Annotated in this window: 11 protein-coding genes and 1 pseudogene; 3 read left to right on the forward strand and 9 right to left on the reverse strand. The window is 41.6% G+C overall.

All coding sequences use genetic code 11. From position 1 onward, the window contains the following. Positions 1–986: 986 nt before the first annotated feature. From BVC88_RS13015 to BVC88_RS13050, 8 genes and pseudogenes are all read right to left on the reverse strand, one after another. Positions 987–1667, reverse strand: a complete 681-nt coding sequence (locus BVC88_RS13015) for a hypothetical protein (protein WP_075351130.1) — start codon at positions 1665–1667, stop codon at positions 987–989. A gap of 77 nt (positions 1668–1744) precedes the next feature. After that, positions 1745–2314 carry a Crp/Fnr family transcriptional regulator gene (locus tag BVC88_RS13020; protein WP_075351131.1) on the reverse strand — a complete coding sequence of 190 codons (570 nt, stop codon included), beginning with the start codon at positions 2312–2314 and terminating at the stop codon, positions 1745–1747. A 62-nt stretch (positions 2315–2376) separates the two neighbouring features. Next, positions 2377–3480 (reverse strand): cytochrome-c peroxidase, encoded by a 1104-nt coding sequence (locus BVC88_RS13025; RefSeq protein WP_089153087.1) that lies wholly within the window; start codon positions 3478–3480, stop codon positions 2377–2379. 1019 nt (positions 3481–4499) lie between these two features. After that, on the reverse strand, positions 4500–5675 hold the full coding sequence (locus tag BVC88_RS13030; RefSeq protein WP_075351132.1) for a DmpA family aminopeptidase: 1176 nt from the start codon (positions 5673–5675) through the stop codon (positions 4500–4502). 85 nt (positions 5676–5760) lie between these two features. Continuing rightward, complete coding sequence (locus tag BVC88_RS21575) at positions 5761–7047, reverse strand: M20/M25/M40 family metallo-hydrolase (RefSeq protein WP_317044974.1); 1287 nt, start codon at positions 7045–7047, stop codon at positions 5761–5763. A gap of 102 nt (positions 7048–7149) precedes the next feature. Next, positions 7150–7902: pseudogene (locus BVC88_RS13040) on the reverse strand (hypothetical protein); the annotation flags it as partial. A 444-nt stretch (positions 7903–8346) separates the two neighbouring features. Next, positions 8347–10749: a penicillin acylase family protein gene (locus BVC88_RS13045; RefSeq protein ID WP_075351135.1), complete on the reverse strand. Its 2403-nt coding sequence runs from the start codon at positions 10747–10749 to the stop codon at positions 8347–8349. A gap of 370 nt (positions 10750–11119) precedes the next feature. After that, positions 11120–13387: a TonB-dependent receptor gene (locus tag BVC88_RS13050; RefSeq protein WP_075351136.1), complete on the reverse strand. Its 2268-nt coding sequence runs from the start codon at positions 13385–13387 to the stop codon at positions 11120–11122. A gap of 111 nt (positions 13388–13498) precedes the next feature. On the opposite strand from BVC88_RS13050, the gene BVC88_RS13055 reads away from it, so the two are divergent. The 3 genes from BVC88_RS13055 (at position 13499) to BVC88_RS13065 (ending at position 15692) form a co-directional block, all read left to right on the forward strand. Continuing rightward, on the forward strand, positions 13499–14161 hold the full coding sequence (locus BVC88_RS13055; protein ID WP_075351137.1) for a metal-dependent transcriptional regulator: 663 nt from the start codon (positions 13499–13501) through the stop codon (positions 14159–14161). A gap of 198 nt (positions 14162–14359) precedes the next feature. Continuing rightward, positions 14360–14863 carry a 3-keto-disaccharide hydrolase gene (locus BVC88_RS13060; RefSeq protein WP_075351225.1) on the forward strand — a complete coding sequence of 168 codons (504 nt, stop codon included), beginning with the start codon at positions 14360–14362 and terminating at the stop codon, positions 14861–14863. Next, complete coding sequence (locus BVC88_RS13065) at positions 14853–15692, forward strand: tetratricopeptide repeat protein (protein WP_075351138.1); 840 nt, start codon at positions 14853–14855, stop codon at positions 15690–15692. The genes BVC88_RS13060 and BVC88_RS13065 overlap by 11 nt, the downstream gene beginning before the upstream one ends. Positions 15693–15735: 43 nt before the next feature. Here the strand turns inward: BVC88_RS13065 and BVC88_RS13070 are convergent, their stop codons facing one another. Further along, the gene (locus BVC88_RS13070; protein WP_075351139.1) at positions 15736–17694 is read right to left on the reverse strand and encodes a TlpA family protein disulfide reductase; all 1959 of its coding nucleotides are present in this window, start codon (positions 17692–17694) and stop codon (positions 15736–15738) included. Positions 17695–17905 lie beyond the last annotated feature (211 nt).

Genomic DNA, 17905 nt, shown 5'->3' on the forward strand with positions numbered 1-17905 from the left:
GGCTTTTCAGACTTCTCAATTTAGCCTTCTGATTTCAAAAGCTATGTTTTCTATCTTTTCTATGTGGTTTAAAACCTTTGCGGCTTAGCGGTTATAAAAATATTTCCAGCCTCCCGCACCTACCCCTTTTTCCAGATTGCTACCCTGCGCGGGAGGGAAAATGTGGGGATTCCTTTACCATGGGCTGCGCCCATGGCTACCGAGCTTTAGCACCTACGGCGCTGTTGCTAGGTCGCAATTTGAGTAATCTTTCGATTTTAAGGCTTTTCAGACTTCTCAATTTAGCCTTCTGATTTCAAAAACTATGTTTTCTATCTTTTCTATGCGGTTTAAAAACCTTTGCGCCTTTGCGGTTAAAAAAATATTTCCAGCCTCCCGCACCTACCCCTTTTTCCAGATTGATATCCTGCGCGGGAGGGAATGGTGTGGGATTTCCTTTACCATGGCCCCGATAGCTATCGAGGGCACACATGGCTACAAACAAATCGCTCCTCTGGAGCTTTTACGGTCCAAATAACCAATGATTTGAAACGAACAATTAATCTGTAAGCGCGGTGGGTCGACGTAGCAGCGGGCCGGCGATGGGCGGTGCGGTGGAAGCTTTGCTACGTCTTGGCCTTTTGGTCCTTTTGGGCTAAGCCAAAAGGACGAGAAAGGAAAAGATTCATCACCATCCTCCCTCACATTCATGCCTTTTCCAAATCAAAATCCTGCGCTAGAAGGAACGGTATTGGCTTTCATTTACCATGTGTTGAACCCATGGCTACCGAGCTTTAGCACCTACTGCGCTGTTGCTAGGTCGCAATTTGAGTAATCTTTCAATTTTAAGGCTTTTCAGACTTCTCACTTTAGCCTTCTGATTTAAAAAACTATGTTTTCTATCTTTTCTATGCGGTTTAAAACCTTTGCGGCCAGGATTTTGACCTTCATATTCTTGGCGGTTAAAACGAATTTGTGGTTTTTGCCCCCCCTCAAAAAGAGCGCTCTTATTGGAAAGCCCAACCTACAAAGAGCCCATAATTTGGCTTATATATTTTTCCAGGTCCATATTGATCGAGATTGGCACCAAGACCAAAGCTGAGTGCATTGATTTTTAATCCTGTCCTTAGCTGCAAATAACTTCGGGCATGGGAGTTTTCCTGGGTATTGTGGATGTATAAGAATTGTAACCTAGTGTATAAACTGGTTTTGGGACTGAGTTGAGGTTTGAATTCATAGATTCCAAAGAACTCCGTATTACCTGAATTCAACAATAAAGAAGCAATGGTCACTGAGAGCCATTTTCTACTGGAATAAACATGCTGTGCTCCGAGAAGAGGTGAAAATCCGACTTTGTTGTTTGTAGTCCCACCTCCTACGATACTAAAGCCTTTATAGATCTCGTAGTTAATGACCACAGGAATAGCCATATCCAAATCCTCTCGCTCATTGTCATAGCTAGCCGATAAAGTAGCAACTGTGAGAAAGCCAAATCTGCTTTCGGGTGAAAACTTTTTCTTTGTGACCAATTGGAAAAACATCCGGTTATTACCTGCCATAAATTCTGCTGGTGTAGGCACTTTAGGCGGACCTTCCTGTGCTAGGGATGTCTTTACTCCCCCTAATAAAATCAGCACAAACAATGTATAGAATAAATAAGAGTTGGCTTTTCGGGTGATACTTTGCATCTGTTTATTTTTTTTAATGATGCAAAGTTGGGAAATGGAAAACCGAAAAGTGTTGCGCTATAGCAACGTTTTGAGGACTAAAGGTTGGTTTTAAGGCGACTTAGGGTGTATGGGGTAATTCCTAAATAGCTTGCAATAATTTTATTGGAAAGTCTACCAAAAATATTCGGATGCTTTTCGATTAGAAATTTCAAGCGCTGCAAGCTATCAGAACCTTGAAAGTCATAGATCCGCTTTTGGGTAGTGATGTAGGCGGATTCCAGGATTTTGCGGTAAACAAGATTTACGGCAGGTTCATTTTCCACCAACAAAAAAAAGTCATCCTTATTAATCTCCAACAATGTGGATTTTTCCAAGCATTGAATGTATTCCGTGGCGGGCTGTCCTGTAATCAGACTTGTAAAGGAAGTTCCGAATTTCCCCTCTAAAGCGATATATCTAGTGTTTTCTAAACCTTCCGGGTTTATAGAGTACAAACGGAGACATCCAGAAACCACAAAATAATTGGACTTACAGACCTCTCCTTCTCGAAGCAAGAATTCATTTTTTTTGAATGTTTTCTCCTTAAAGTATGCTGCCAGTTCCTCTAGTTTTTGCTCAGTGATTTGCGTCCTTTTCTGAAAGTATGATTTTAAAGTCTCATGCATAGTCTTTAATACAGGTTTCTGTGAAGATACACTAATCGACCATTTAAGGGCAAACCAAAAGCCTACTTAAAAGGGTCACTGAATTTAGGGTCGTTGGTCAGCGTATTGTCGGTGAGCGTCTTTAGAAAATTGACTATATCGATCTTTTGCTGTTCGCTCAAGTTCAGCTGTTGGGGATTTCCATTCAGATCCTTTAGGGAACTGTTTAGATTCGGATGATTTTTGACACCATTGTTATAATGCTCAATGACTTCCTCCAGCGTCGCAAATCTACCATCATGCATGTAGGGCGCTGTCAATTGAATGTTTTTAAGCGAAGGCACTTTGAAGGTTCCTGAGAATTGAGGGTTGGGAATAGCCTCAAATACCCCGAGGTCTGTTGTTGACACCAAGTCCAAGCCATTGTTTGTCGTGCCGGCATCGGGATTGATAAATGCTTCCGTAGAGTGGCAGCCCACACAGCTCAAACCTCCGAGTGCCTTGGGCATAAAGAACAACCGCTTCCCATTGTTTTCACTCACTGTGAAATTCGGAAAGTCGGCCGTAGGGATATTTACTGATGCCCGTCCAACATCATACTTGCTTGAAACGCTGACTATACTCCTGATAAATTGCGCCAAGGCTTTTGAAATTTTATCTGATGTCACCTCCGTCGACCCAAAAGCATTTTTAAAAAGCGCTGCATAGAAGGATTGATTTTGAACCGTAGTTACCACTTGGCTTAATGTCATCCCCATTTCGACGGGGTCTTGGAATGGCTCCAGAACTTGCTCTTCCAAAGTAGCGGCTCTTTCATCCCAAAAAAATCGACCTCTATCATACCATCTGGCATTAATAAGGCTCATCGAATGTCTTCGGGTAGTTGCTCCGTCAAAGCCTAGGCTTAGTTTTTTAGGATCTGAAAATCCATTTGCCTGGATATGACAGGAGGCGCAGGAAATCGTACCATTTGCGCTAAGGCTTTTATCATAAAATAATACTCTACCCAAGGTAGCCCCATCGTTGGTTGTGGGATTGGTAGACGGTGTGTTGTCATTGTCTATCGCGGCATTCTGTCCGGGACCAATCAGGGCATTTGTTGAGAGATGTCTGGGGATATCGATCGCAGTATAGTCAAAAGGGATGTCAGGAAGGTTAATCGCGCTTTCGGTGGATATGGGTTCCATCTCATCCTTTATTACAAGAGATTAGTCCGAAAAAAATCAGGGACATCAATAGCCCATTCGTCTTCAAGTTCATCTGTTTTGGGTTTTTGAGTAAGACTTGAACCAATTGTGAAGGTTTAATGGAGAGTTAAGAATTTAAGGATTTATAAAGAGACTATTGGGGACGCAATCTTCGCTAATGGCTACAAACAAATCGCTCCTCTGGAGCTTTTACGGTCCAAATAACCAATGATTTGAAACGAACAATTAATCTGTAAGCGCGGTGGGTCGACGTAGCAGCGGGCCGGCGATGGGCGGTGCGGTGGAAGCTTTGCTACGTCTTGGCCTATTGGTCCTTTTGGACTAAGCCAAAAGGACGAGAAAGAAAAAGATTCATCACCATCCTCCCTCACATTCATGCCTTTTCCAAATCAAAATGCTGCGCAAGAAGGAACGGTATTGGCTTTCATTTACCATGTGTTGGACCCATGGCTACCGAGCTCTAGAACCTACGGCGCTGTTGCTAGGTCGCAATTTGAGTAATCTTTCAATTTTAAGGCTTTTCAGACTTCTCACTTTAGCCTTCTGATTTCAAAAGCTATGTTTTCTATCTTTCTATGCGGTTAAAAAACCTTTGCGGCTTTGCGATTATAAAAATATTTCCAACCTCCCGCACCTACCCCTTTTTCCAGATTGATATCCTGCGCGGGAGCGGATTGATGCAACTCCGATTACCCCGGGTTAACCCAGATAACTATCGGGGCCGGGGCTACAAATAAATCGCTCCTCTGGAGCTATTGCTAGACTTCATTGATTCATCTTTCAATTTTAAGGCTTTTCAGACTTCTCACTTTAGCCTTCTGATTTCAAAAGCTATGTTTTCTATCTTTTCTATGCGGTTTAAAACCTTTGCAGCCTGCTAATCCACATTTGCAATGTCCAATTACTATCATCGGATTTTCAATCCTTAGAAAGAATCGTCGCCATCCCTTCTTTAGGAGATAGTATTAATCAGGCGAGGAATACTAGTACCCTAGTTTTTATTTCTCAATCCGATTATATTTTTCAAGCACCTGAACCAATAAATCATGTGGGATCGCATAGGATTTATTGCCATTGATTCCCTCCATGGTTTCGGCTGCAATCAGCGCATTAATTATCGACTCTTCCACAGCCTGGACGGTCGCCTCAAATAGCGGACTGATTATATCATTCGCTAGAAAGCTTACTTTTTCGACATGCTCTCTGCTGAATGCATCTGGATTAGCCGTAGAAAAAGCAATGAAAATATCTCCTGAACCATTACTGCCAAAGCCTCCGGTATTTCCAATCCCAAGCGAAACCCGTTGAGCGATTCGCTTGAGTTGTGTCGGAAGTAATGGCGCATCGGTTGCCACGACGACAATGATCGAACCATCGCCTTCTTTTCGATAGGTTTGGGGAGGAAGCTTCAATTCGTTATTAAGAGTATTTGCAAGCTCCAAGCCTACCGGGACACCAGCGATTTTCAGAGAGTTTCTTGTTCCAAAATTTGCCTGAACCAAAACGCCAAGCGTATAGGTCGAATCCCCGATTTGAATCACTCGAGAGGAAGTGCCCGTACCTCCTTTGAATCCCAGACACATCATTCCAGTTCCTCCGCCTACATTTCCTTCTGCGATTTGACCTCCTTTGGCATCTTCGATTGCCTCAAGGACATGCTTTTCCTGGACGTGAAAACCGTAAATATCATTCAAAAATCCATCATAGGTTTCTGCCACCACCGGATACGTATACCACCATTCTTCGCCTTTATACCAGTTGGTATTTACAAACCATTTCAAAACTGCCTGACGCACTTCGCCCACACTGTTCGTATTGGTGATCATGATGGGAGTTTCCAGAAAACCTGATTCTGTGAGCCAGGTCGTTCCGGTCATTTCCCCATTGCCATTGAGGCTATACCAATTGGCAAATACGGGACTGAATTGTTTGGCTTTTCCTCTTGGGAAAATCGCAGTAACTCCTGTTCGGACAGGACCTTCACCCACGACGTTTTTCCCGGAACCCGAAATAATCGTGCTGTATCCTACTTCAATCCCTGCCACATCAGTGATGGCATTATGCAAACCGGGAGTTCCCGAAAACGGAACACCCAGATCTCTTGCACGTGGTTTCTGCGCAAAGGAAAGTGAAATTGAAAGTAAAAAGATCAGGCTTGTCAAAGTATGTTTCATAGTCTGTAGAAAAGTAGTTCGATATAATTTAGAGAAAATTAAGGATCGGAAAAAAGCTTCAGCTCAACCGATTTGGTAAGGCCTTTTATTCATTCGAAGGATTCAATAGTATGGAATTAATTAGCATCACCAAGTTGCTCAGATCCCGGTAATCCATGATCTCTACCGGAGAATGAGAATATCTACCAGGCCAAGACAGCGGAATAGAGGGGATTCCGTAACCGAGAAATGGCTGCCCATCGGTACCCCCGGCAGTCATGCCGTATTGAACTTTTACCTTATTTTGGGCCGCCAGATTTTGTACTGCTTTCAAATTTTCTCTGCTAATGAAATTGATACTTTCCAGTACCCTGATTACCGCGCCATTCCCCAGAGGACAATTTGCAAAGGTCTCATCTGTGAAAGGATCATCCGAGGAGACGTAGGTGTCAATCGGGTAAACAGTTTTTAGATCCTGTAGATTTTTTGCAGCAAAGGAAGCCCCGACTAATCCAGTTTCCTCAGCAGTCGACCAGACGAAAGTGACTCGTTGTTTTAATTCAGCAGGATTTAGATTCGTCAAACTCATCAGTAAAGCAGCACAACCTACCCGGTCATCGAAACCACGAGCAGCTGCTCTATTTTCACTCATTCGGATCATTTCTTTAGGCATGGTTACCGTTGTTTTCCCAATCTGGATTCCAGTAGCTAAAGCTTCACTTTTTGAATTAAAGCCTGCAAATACGGTTAATTCTGAAGGGATTGTTCGTTTAGTAGCTGTCTCAAAATCTGCTCTAGGCTCGAATACTGCCTGGATTGGATTTTCAGAAACATGGATCAGGGCAGGCTGTGCTTCCCAAATCCAAGGAAGCATCCCTCCCCTATTTTTCACGATTAGCGTACCATCCTCATTTATAGCGTCAACCACATATCCTGTCTCATCCATATGAGCAACGAAAGCAATGTGATCCTCACCTTGGCCAAAGTTTAGTATAATATTTCCTTCAGAATCAACTTCAGGCTTTGCCCAGGCAGGCAACTTGGAAAGGATATGTTTTCTTACCCGCTCTTCATCATAGCTTACCCCATATTGGCTGATGAGTTCGGAAACCATCTGATACTCCGCATTGAAAGAAGAATAGGAAGGTTTGGCTGTAGTGGATTTCACCTTTGGCAGCAGCGCAAGTTCTTTTTTTGAACCCATCACCTGCATCCAATAATCCATCAAATTTTCCACATCCGAAATGGCGATTAGCTCCACCGGGGTATTCGTGTAGCGGCTTGGCAATCCAATTTCATAAACAGGTTGACTGGAAAAATCAATGGTAGAAGATGGATTTCTAAATGAACTGGCAGGCTTTGTAATTAAAAGGTTTTTGTTGTTTTCTACCATCAAGCCATTCGCCAATAAGCTTTCTTGGTCAATGTTTTCAGCATCCAAAAAGCGATTAAACCGATGAATTTCCGCAAAAGGACCTTGTGTATTGAGTATCGCCTCTATTCCTTTTCCATTGATCAGTTCAAGCGTAGTCCAGGCAATTACCAAAGTTCCATCAAGTTCCTTTTCCTCGATACTTTTAGCTACCGCAGCCAGTGCTATTGCAGCGGCTTTCGCATTTATCGAAGGAGCAGCGATATATTGATTACCGATTATTGAGGTCTTCTTATTTAGAGTCAGCGGGTCTAAGAGTTGAATATTCCGTTGAGCTATTTCTGACGCAGAAGATGCTCCCAAATCAATAAAGACCTAATGCCAGCTGAACGGATTCTTTTCACTTTCCCGTGTTGCTCTCAGCCCCTCATAGTGCGAAGATCGAACGGTTGAAACACCCTTCACAGATCCTGTAGCAGTGTTGATTTGGACTTCATGCCCTTGTAGAAATTGATGATACAGATTCCCAATATGTCCAAAACCTAATGGATTCACCTTCAAATAACCATCATTTTGAATCTGACTAATCACATATCCTGGTTCGTCCAATGGAACTGTGATCAATCGTTTTGGCTGGCCAGAACCTAGGACCAGGATCAGATTCCCCAGTTTATCTTGCTTCAATTCACCACTTGGAAACAAGGATTGTATATAGGCAGCGGCCTGTTCTTCCCTACCGGTAACCGATGAGATTTTGGAAAAATCATATAGCTGATCTATCAGGTTAGCATTAGGTTCAGCCTTTTGTGCCAGCACCAGCTGAATATTTAAAATGAATGCGGTAACAAGACAAGCAATGTATTTAGATCGATTCATGGGTTTGGTTTTTAAAAGCAGCTGTTATTTCTTTTATTCTAAAAGTCTCTGAAAATAGGTCGGTTACAGCTTCCCTGCAAGAAGTTTTGGTGATTGAGTGAAAAAAGTCGCAAGGATTGTGTCTCCATAAACCTGAAATCCCTGGGAAAACTCTGTGGCCTCTGCGACTTCCGTACAGTTGTTGGAAGCGATATAAATAAACCTGTTTCCAGCCTCCACATTCCCCTTTAGAAAATAGAAATTGATGTTTGTTTTTTACCTTAGTGAAGAAACAAAAAGAGGAATAGAGCTATCGCAATTACGGCACTGGTCCTAAGTCAGCATTGAAGTAACTTTTCAATCGGCCACGGCGGACAAGTATTTCAAATCTTTCAATCTTGTAATTCTCTTCAAAAAGAAAACCTTACTCCAAAAAACTACTTCTCCCCTGATTTGAAACAAAGCCTATTTTTTAGGACTCAATAGCATCCTATCCACTGCAACAGAATCAATCTTATCACGAGAATAATACACAGGGAAGTATTGATCTTTTGCCCAAGGTTCGAATAAGTTGCTGTAAAAAGGGCTTTCAGGATTTCCCGACTGCCCAGGTCCATTCGTGCCAACAGCAGCATCCCAATCTCCTGTATTCACGATCATCCGAAAAGAGGCGCCTGAGCTTTGTCTATTATTCCCACCCGTTGAACCTGGGGTATATGAATTGCCCCCTCGAGGCAAGGGACCAAGGTTCAGTTTTGCTTTGAGCTCATCGTTTACCAATTCTCCTAAAGCATGAGCCATATAGGTGTGCTTGAATTTCTCCTGACCGTATTGCCATTTATTCATGTCCTCACCAAGCGTTTCTTCTAGGTAGGCTATACCATTTACAAATGCATCAGCAAGAAATTGATCTCTCCCTTGATTAGGATTTAGCCCAAATCTGCTATCAGGAGCAGAAATCCAGTCTATTATCTTCTGCATTTGAATGCTTTTGATTATGCCTTTTCCAGACTCAGGAATAAATCTAGATGCCGCTAGACTTCTGATCTCATTTTCCCAGGCCACATAAATAGCAGCTTCAATGGAATTTGGATCTAAAGTAAAATCCCAAGCTCGAAGCTTGTCCTTTGCTTCAGCAGATTTGCCCGTAAGAGGTAGCTCTACTAGAAAAGGAACCAACCTTCTGGCGGGAATGGATTGGTAATCAACCTGCAAGGCTTTCATACTCTCCATGGTTAATTTCTTCCCAGCGTCAAGCACTTCTTCAATTCGTTCTCCCCGGAAGGGGTCTGCCCAAGAAAACCCAATCGCATCCCAATGCTCATAATCCGGGGGCGTCACATTCTGATTAGCCGTGGCGAAGTAACCTTTTGATGGGTTTAAAATATTGGGTTTTTGAATAATAGGTAAATAGCCGTCCCATTCATATCTGCCATCACCCGGCACAGGAACAAGACCGCTAAAGTTTTTGCGAATGGGAGCTATACCAACTGACTGCCAGCCAATATTTCCTTTTTTGTCTGCCCAAATCATATTTTCACCTGGAATATGACTGTAGGTACAGGCCTCACGGAACTCCTCCCAGGTTTTTGCCTGATCCATCCGTAATGAGGCTAAATAAGGCGAACCGCCTGGTTCGAGCCATGCACAGCGAACGGCATAAGCCTTATTGTTTACAGAATCTATATAAGTGACCGGGCCATGACGAGTGTATGAAAGATCTACGTTTACATCAGCTTGACCTTTTACTTTGATCGTCTCTGTGATGACATTCATGTCTTCCCAACTTCCATTATACAGGTACTGGTTTTTATTCTCTGGATTTAATTCATACACATACAAATCTTCCCCATCAGTACTGAAGATGGTAAGCCCCCATGCACCATATTCATTGTGACCGATAGATATTCCTGGGATTTCTGGTTCACCTCCACCGATTACGTTCCATCCTGGGGCCACTAAATGGACCATATACCGAAGTGAGGGAATGGCGATGGTTCTGTGCGGATCATTGGCCATATACGTGTTGCCATCGTCCATGAGTGCTCCACTCACCACCCAGTTATTACTACCGATAGAAAAAGCTGCATCATTCTCTTCAAACACTGTTGCGATCGGATTTTCACTCTTTGAATTTCTATATTCTGGAAGAACATCACTTTTCTTGAACTGAACTGGCTTACGATAGGCTTTATATAATTCTAAAATATTATCGAAAAGCAGCTCTTGATCGATGATTGGGTCAATGTTGAGATCCGGATCTTTAGGATGAAACCAATTTAAATCTTTGACTTTTTCAACGCCTAATTTTGCCACAGCTTGTGCTATCTCTAATTCATCTTCGATGTTACCCAAAAGACCTTGATGCCTTGAAATGACTACATCTGATGTCCATTTTTCAGGAACGATATTGAGGATTTTAAATTCGATTGGAAGCTGATCCGGAGTAGCCAAGATCTCTTCTATATAGGCATTCACTCCTTGGGTATAGGCATTGATGATTTCTTCACCGTCTTTATGATAGTGATTCATTTCTTCTGTTAAATCCCCTCGGTATTTAAAGAGTCTTGTGCCGATGTCTCGTTTCAATTCACTTTCCCCTAGAATTTCCGCTACTGTTCCGGTTGATTGACGTCTCCAGATTTCAAATTGAAATAGCCGGTCTTTTGCCGCGGCATATCCCTGTGCAAAAAATAAATCATGCTGATTATTTGCATAGATATGATTGATACCCCATTCATCTCTAATAATTTCGACAGGTTCTTGCAAACCTTCAATAAGTAGTTTGTTTTCATTATTGGACTCACAACCTAGAATACTGATTCCTAGCAAAACAGTGAGCAATACTCTTGAGAGTTTTAATGTCATAAATTCCAGATTTATTTATTCTTCTGTGACTTGAGTTGATGATAGATCATGAGGCTTCATTCCTTAAGATCAAGAAAAGTCTCAATCAATTTATGAAATTATATGAGATGTGTCTTTAGCATTGAGTCGAATCATAACCATAGGATTTTCAATCCTGAATTAAAATCCGTTTCCAGCCTCCCGCACTTTCATGCTTTTTCAAATTGAAATCCTGCGCGGAAGGGAAAAATATGTGATTCGTGTTTGCCATGGGTTGCACCCAAGGTCCAACCAAGGCAGACAGGAATAAATGGCGTTATGCCTTCGGCGATGATCCTAGACTAGAATTGAAGTAATTTTAAAATCTTTCAATTTTTAAATCTGATCAGTGCTATTGAACCCTAAACCTCAACCCTAAGAAACCTCTTCTCCCTTGATTTGGAGCGAAAACATAGGTTGGATCGAAAGTCAATGCGTTAGGATTTTCTGGCGTAGGAATCACCGTACCATCTGCGGCAAAAGCTACTCCCCGATCGAAAGGATCAAATGCTCTTGCGATTGAATTTGCCGGAGGCGTAAAATTCAACAGGTTTTTCACTCCTCCGTAGATTTCCCATTTTTCCCCAAAAGACTTAGTCAGTTGGATATTCTGAATGCTAAACCAAGGAGAATAAGCGTCTCGGTCATCAAGCTCGCCAAGCAGCGGTAATCTCATCGGGCTATAGACATTTCCGGTGTAATCGATTTTTAATCCTGATTTGAAAAATTCATAACCGATAGACCAAACTCCTGAAAAACGCTCCGTGAGCAATTGCCTGGTTCGGATCCCATCTTCCTCCAAACTCACATCCATTAGCGTTGCTCCACCCGTCAGGGTCAAGCCATTTGCCCAAGCAAAATCCAAATTCATGGAAACTCCCTGAGAAATAGCTGAGCCATCTAAGTTTCCATAAATGATTTGATTCGGATTAGTTTCGTAATCTGGGACGATTCGGTTGGTGAAATAGGTATAAAAAGCAGAACCGTCGATTCCGATAAATGTACCGCCATTGGTGTAGATCTTCTTCACCAAATTCACATTGGTATTCCAACTGGTTTCAGGCCGAAGTTCCTCCGTAAAAACCACCTCCCGCGCTCCTGTAAAAGCTGCATGATCCTCTGTAAAAACATTGGCTACACGAAAACCATTTCCGGCAGAAAGTCGGAGAATCGTCGTATTATCATTCCAAGACTTCTTGTAATTGATTCTTGGTGAAAAAACTGAACCATGAACTGAATTGAAATCCAACCTACCTCCAAGCAACAAACTTTGAGTTGGAGTGATTTTCAATTCATCCTGCACAAAAATCCCCGGAAGATGAATAACTGAAGGCTTATTTTGGTCGCCCAAGTCAGATGAAGTTGCAGGAGTATTGTCATCATAATGCGTAAATCGGTAGGCAGTCCCCAATAGGAAATTATTTTTTCCCAAGGTTTTATTCCAAGTCAATTGCCCAAAAGCAATGTATTGATCAGCGATGTAAATGGTATTTCCATATACTGAATTCTGCGAATGTCCATTGGCCGAAAATTGAAAATTCAGATTTTCAGAACTGGGCAACTGCCATATCCCGAAAGTTTCCCATCGACTGGTATAGATACTTTCCCCATAAACCTGATCTCCTCCCCGATTTGCAGTCGTCCAGTTCATCTGCCCGCCCCAACGATCCTCATATACATAGCGAGCTGCCACATTGAAAACACGATTATTTGGTCGGTCAACTTGAATTTTTTGGAAGATGGAAATCCGCTTGGAAAGTGTCAAATCAGTCATTCCATCTCCATTATTGTCTATTGGGTTATCATAATAAAAACCTGAAATCCCTGTAAGTGAATGCACTTTTGATCCCAAACTTGATCGAATCCCAAGGTCCAGATTCACTTCTCCCCAGCCTGTTGCAAATCCATCTACTGAAAAAAGCGGCGCATTCAGCGGGTTTTTGGTGATCACATTGATCAAGCCACCTACTGCCTCCGAACCGTAAAGCGTAGACGCGGGGCCTTTCACTACTTCGATCCGGTCGATTAAAGCTTGGGGAATCCCTGTCAATCCATACACAGTTGCCAGTCCGCTGACAATCGGCATCCCATCAATCAGTACCATGGTATAAGGTCCTTCCAAACCGTTGATATGAATATCTCCGGTATTGCAAATATTACAATTTACCTGTGGCCGAACGCCATTGACGTTTTGAAGCGATTCAAAAATAGAGGGCGTAGGATTCGCCTTAAAAAAATTACCAGAGTAGACTTCCACGGGAACCGGACTATCGAGTTTGGATACTTCCTGCATCGTGCCGCTGACCACCACTTCGTCCAAGCCACCATCAAGTTCGGTAAGTTGAAAGATTAATGGAGCTGCTAGCGGAAGCGTAATTTGAATCTGTGAAGTCTGAAAACCGACTCTGGAAGCCTGAACGGTATACTTACCAGTTTCCGAAACTTTAATGGAGAAGTTTCCCAAGCTATCTGTCACAGCTCCGGTATTTAGTTCTTTGATCCAGACATTAGCAAACTCCACTCCTTCTTCTCCGGAAATAACCTTTCCCTGAAGCGTCTGGGCTTGAGCAAACGCAGTACTGAGAAACAGAACGGAATATAAAAGTAAATATCGAGACATAAGAGTATCCAAATTTTTTATTTAGATACGACAAAAGTAAAAAGTTAGACTATTCTAACAAAATAGATTTTACTTTTATTTTTACATATTTGATTTTCAAAACAAGATTGCATGGCTTCTCAAACCGAAGAAAATTACCTCAAAGCACTTTTTAACCTCGCCAACTCAGCCGGAGAAGTGAATATTTCCGAATTGGCTGCGCAACTTCAAGTCAGTATGCCCACTGTCAATAGTATGGTAAAAACCCTGCAAAAAAACGGCTGGGTGATTTATCAAAAATACAAACCTGTTCAATTGACTCCAGAAGGACAAAAGACCGCTGCTTTGGTCATTCGTCAACATCGGTTGACGGAAATGTTTTTGGTCAATAAGATGGGTTTTGGATGGGAAGAGGTACATGCTATTGCCGAGCAGGTGGAGCATATTCATGCACCGAAATTTTTTGAGCGAATGGATGAGCTTTTAGGTTTTCCAACCATTGACCCCCATGGATCTCCTATTCCTGATAAAATGGGCAGAATCAAAGAAACCCATTACGTGAATTTGGCAGATTGCGAAGCTGGACAAACAGTAGTTTTGGCTGCTCTAACCAATAGCTCCACGGAGTTTTTAGAATTTCTAAACAGCAGAAACTTGAGCCTTGGAACTCAAATCAGCATTCACTCCAAAGAGGCCTACGACCAAAGTATGGTCGTGAGTTATTTGAAAAACGAACGAGAAACCTTAAGCGAAAAAGTCTGCGAAAAGCTGTTGGTAAGAATTATAGGTGAATAATTTTAAACAGAGAATATTCTGGTTTCTTGAAATTCAGAGAACTATATTTTGACAAATTTCTCATTCTAGCTTAAAACTATCCTCCTAATCATGTTTCGGAAAAACCTCAATCAGCAAAATTATTTTAAGCCTTTTTCAAGGTATTTGGCCATAGCCTTGATTTTTTTCTGCTTTTCATCTTGTGACCAAAAGGAGAAAATGTTGAACGAAAACTTTGACGGCTGGCAAATTTTTGGAGGAGCTGAATGGAAATTTAATGAAGGTGAATTGATAGGCACTGTAAAAGACAGTGTCGGATTTGTAATGACTGAAAATAAGTACACTGATTTTATCCTCGAACTCGAATTTAAACCAGATAGTACGATCAATTCAGGCATTTATATTCGTTGTCAAAACAAGGAGATCAGCTTTACAGATTGCTACGAAATCAATATCTGGGATCTACATCCAAATCAGGACTTTCGGACTGGGGCGATTGTAAATAGAGCTACTCCGCTCAACTATGTGGAGACAATTGGAGAATGGAATACCTATAAAATCCAAATAAAGGGAGATCATCTTCAAGCTTGGATCAATGATATCCCAACCGCAGACCTAAAAGACAGCAGCCTTGCTGAGGGTTATATCGCCCTTCAAGCAATGGGAACTGGGGAAGTTCGCTTTCGAAACGTGAAATTTCAATCTCTTTCGGGTGACAATTAAAATTATAGACGTGAAATTGACCTTCTTATTTTTTCTAATTCTCCCTTTTCTCTGTTTAGCTCAAACTCCCAATTTTGACTATGGAACTAAGTCGGATCAGGCCCGTGAGGCTTACCTCCGAGGCTGGGAAGAAATTTTGGATTTGGGTGAATGGACTAAAGCTGAGGAATCTTATCGAGAAGCAGCGAGGCTTGATCCTGAGTTTCTATTGGCTTGGGCACAGGTGGGAAGAATCAGTAATGATCCTGCAGAGCGAGCTTCCATTTATAACAAACTCAAAAGTATTCAGGCTGATTCTTCCTGGGAATCCAAACTTTTGGAAGTATATCTGGGAAGCTTGGAATTGATCGACTCAAAGGACCGTGGAATAGCAATCAACCCTGAACAAGTGACTCATTTCTATGAAGCTTCCTTCAAAAATTTTGGGGATTTTTTAGACCTATATCCGAGAGAAATCTATGTCCGAGCCGAATACATTGAAGTAATTCATAGTATCCATGGAGCTGCCGCTGCCTTGGACAGCATTCAATCGGATGAGAATCTTGGAATAGAAAGCAACCCATTTTTAATCAGCTACAAATCTCAATTATGGGCCGAATTAAAAGATTTCGACAAAGCAGAAGAAGCTTTGGAAGAGCTCAAAAAGAGACTTTCAAGTAATGGATTTCCTTCCATCGCATTTACTGAGGCGATATTAAACTTTGAAATGGGAGAATGGAAAAAAGCTGAATTCTTGGTGAACCAAACACTTTCATTGGATTCGAAACATACCCTCGCTAAAAGGTTAAAAAAGCAAATTGAGGATCGATTGAAAAATCAAAAAGACTAGATTCTACCTAGCCTTTTTGATCTATTTTAAATTTGATTTTCAATTACTCAGGATCGATCCCTTGCTTCGAAAATGATTTCAATTGCTTCACCAATGCATCTCCTGAACTTGGTCTGTTAATTCCCTCCCGCACCAGTTTACCCTCTTTGGTGATAAGCAGGTAAGTCGGGAAACCGGCTATTTCAACTTCTTTGTCAAAGATTTGATATTGCTTGGCATTCAAGAAGTAATTATCCCCGGTCAACTCAAACTTTTTAACCATGGTGGTAAAGGCTTCCTCCGAGGATTGGGCACAGAGATACACAAACACCACATCTTCTAAATCTTGGCTTTTGAGTTCCTTCAAATAGCTGAATTCAGAAATACAAGGTCCACACCAAGTAGCCCACACATCCACATAGACGACTTTTCCTTTGTGCTTTTCTTTGATTTGAAATAAGATGTTTTCAGTTGATTCGGAGATTTCCACACCGGTAACAAACTTCTTATTCTTCAAAATTTCGAAGTCAGCCACATCTTCCAAAATCCCTTTTTTTATTGCAGGATTGAGGTCCAAATGATCTAAATCAGCGAGAATATTCTCGGGAACATCCAAGCCACTACTTAGAAAATTTTGGTCTATAAAAACAGCTACAACACTTGAACCCAAGAATGGATTATAAGTACCCAGCTTCTTTTTTAGAATCTCCCAGTTCGCTTCCTGATAAAGAGGCATCAACACCTCACTGTATTGCTTAAAAAGGGCTGTAATTTCAGGATTCATTTGCATGGCATCATTGGGAACGTTCCGATCCACTTGACTTGCCTTCCAATCCTCGATTTTGCTCATCGTGGAATCGGGAAAGTTTTCTGACTTTAAGAATTCATAAACCTTATCGATATAACTATCCATTAGTTCCTTTCGATTCCCTTGCGCTGAGGACATGGCTATTTCACGAACAAAACCTGGATATTCTGTAGCCATCATTTCTTCTACCTCATTATTGACTAGACTCAAGGCTTTGGATCTATATTCTTCCGAGACTTTTGCCAATTCTATCGGGCCTCCTCCAGGTTTCATTCCACTAAGCCAGATGTACCGCATCATGTCATCAGCAGCATTGATTCGGGTATTTCTAAAGCTAAAATCTTTGATTATCGGACTCACTTCCACAGAATCAAAGTAATTGGAATAAAATTGTTGATGTCGCTCCATCAACTTGAGTCTATAAGCTTGGTAAGCATCCGCATCAAGTGACTTGACCATGCTGTCATTTTCGAAATAGGCTCTGATTTTCATGAACTCGGGGTTCAGTAGTCGGTGCTCCTCATTTTCTAAGGCTAAGTCCCCCATAAAATCCAACTGCTTCACTTGATACCAAGATTCATAGCCGTTTACTGAAAATGATGCTTCATCGATTATCAGGCCTTGTTTTGCGCCTGGCTTAGAAATCATTGTAGTGAAAGCTTCGCCTGCTCTTATCATGATACTTTGCGGAACCTCCAAAGGAAAAATGATTTTGAAGCGTCCCTTTTCATCTACATCTGCCACAAACTTCTTTTGATCATCTGCAAAAGCGTCATTGTAGATAACTGAAAATGTCTTTGGCATTTCACCTTTTGGAATGATGACACCTTGCAACATGACCTGATCCATTCTCAGAAAATCACCCGCAATCGATGCGGTAGAGCGTGGTTTATTGGACGTGCTAACCTTCTTCTCTAACTGCACCTGATTCGACAAACCATCAAATTCCAGTAAAATATTAGCGCCTTTTTGCTGAAAGGTAATTTCTGTTTTTCCGTCAGCTTTGCTAAGCTGTAATGCATTTGAATCTACTTCTGTGATCTCCCAGATTTCACCTTGAAACAAGGCAAAATCATCCTGGACAGCTAGAATCAATTCATTACTTCCGTCGGCGGCATACCATCTTCTTTGGAGTTCACTTTTGATCAATTCCTGCGAAAATGAGGCTAACGGAAGCAAAAGGAAGATTGCGAGTATTTTTATCGTTCTAATCATAAACTAAAAGATTTAAAAATTTGAACTAATAAATCAAATAATATTTAAGAAGTCAAAAGTAAGGGTTAGAAAAAATCGGATTTAGTTAAAAATTAACAAGCTTTTAGAAAAGAAGCTGAAAACAAATCCAAAACGGTCAACTCTATTTAAGACGATTCAAACTGCTCTCTGAAAACTGCTAACTACCTACTGCCCTCTGAGAACTGCTCAC

This window comes from Algoriphagus marinus, assembly GCF_001936475.1.
In the GTDB taxonomy this organism is placed as follows: Bacteria; Bacteroidota; Bacteroidia; order Cytophagales; family Cyclobacteriaceae; genus Algoriphagus; species Algoriphagus marinus.

What these genes read in the sequence shown, in the direction of transcription:
- BVC88_RS13015 (WP_075351130.1), bottom strand. Translation starts at nt 1,667, where the DNA reads ATGCAAAGTATCACCCGAAAAGCCAACTCTTATTTATTCTATACATTG.
- BVC88_RS13020 (WP_075351131.1), bottom strand. Translation starts at nt 2,314, where the DNA reads ATGCATGAGACTTTAAAATCATACTTTCAGAAAAGGACGCAAATCACT.
- BVC88_RS13025 (WP_089153087.1), bottom strand. Translation starts at nt 3,480, where the DNA reads ATGGAACCCATATCCACCGAAAGCGCGATTAACCTTCCTGACATCCCT.
- BVC88_RS13030 (WP_075351132.1), bottom strand. Translation starts at nt 5,675, where the DNA reads ATGAAACATACTTTGACAAGCCTGATCTTTTTACTTTCAATTTCACTT.
- BVC88_RS21575 (WP_317044974.1), bottom strand. Translation starts at nt 7,047, where the DNA reads ATGGTAGAAAACAACAAAAACCTTTTAATTACAAAGCCTGCCAGTTCA.
- BVC88_RS13045 (WP_075351135.1), bottom strand. Translation starts at nt 10,749, where the DNA reads ATGACATTAAAACTCTCAAGAGTATTGCTCACTGTTTTGCTAGGAATC.
- BVC88_RS13050 (WP_075351136.1), bottom strand. Translation starts at nt 13,387, where the DNA reads ATGTCTCGATATTTACTTTTATATTCCGTTCTGTTTCTCAGTACTGCG.
- BVC88_RS13055 (WP_075351137.1), top strand. Translation starts at nt 13,499, where the DNA reads ATGGCTTCTCAAACCGAAGAAAATTACCTCAAAGCACTTTTTAACCTC.
- BVC88_RS13060 (WP_075351225.1), top strand. Translation starts at nt 14,360, where the DNA reads ATGTTGAACGAAAACTTTGACGGCTGGCAAATTTTTGGAGGAGCTGAA.
- BVC88_RS13070 (WP_075351139.1), bottom strand. Translation starts at nt 17,694, where the DNA reads ATGATTAGAACGATAAAAATACTCGCAATCTTCCTTTTGCTTCCGTTA.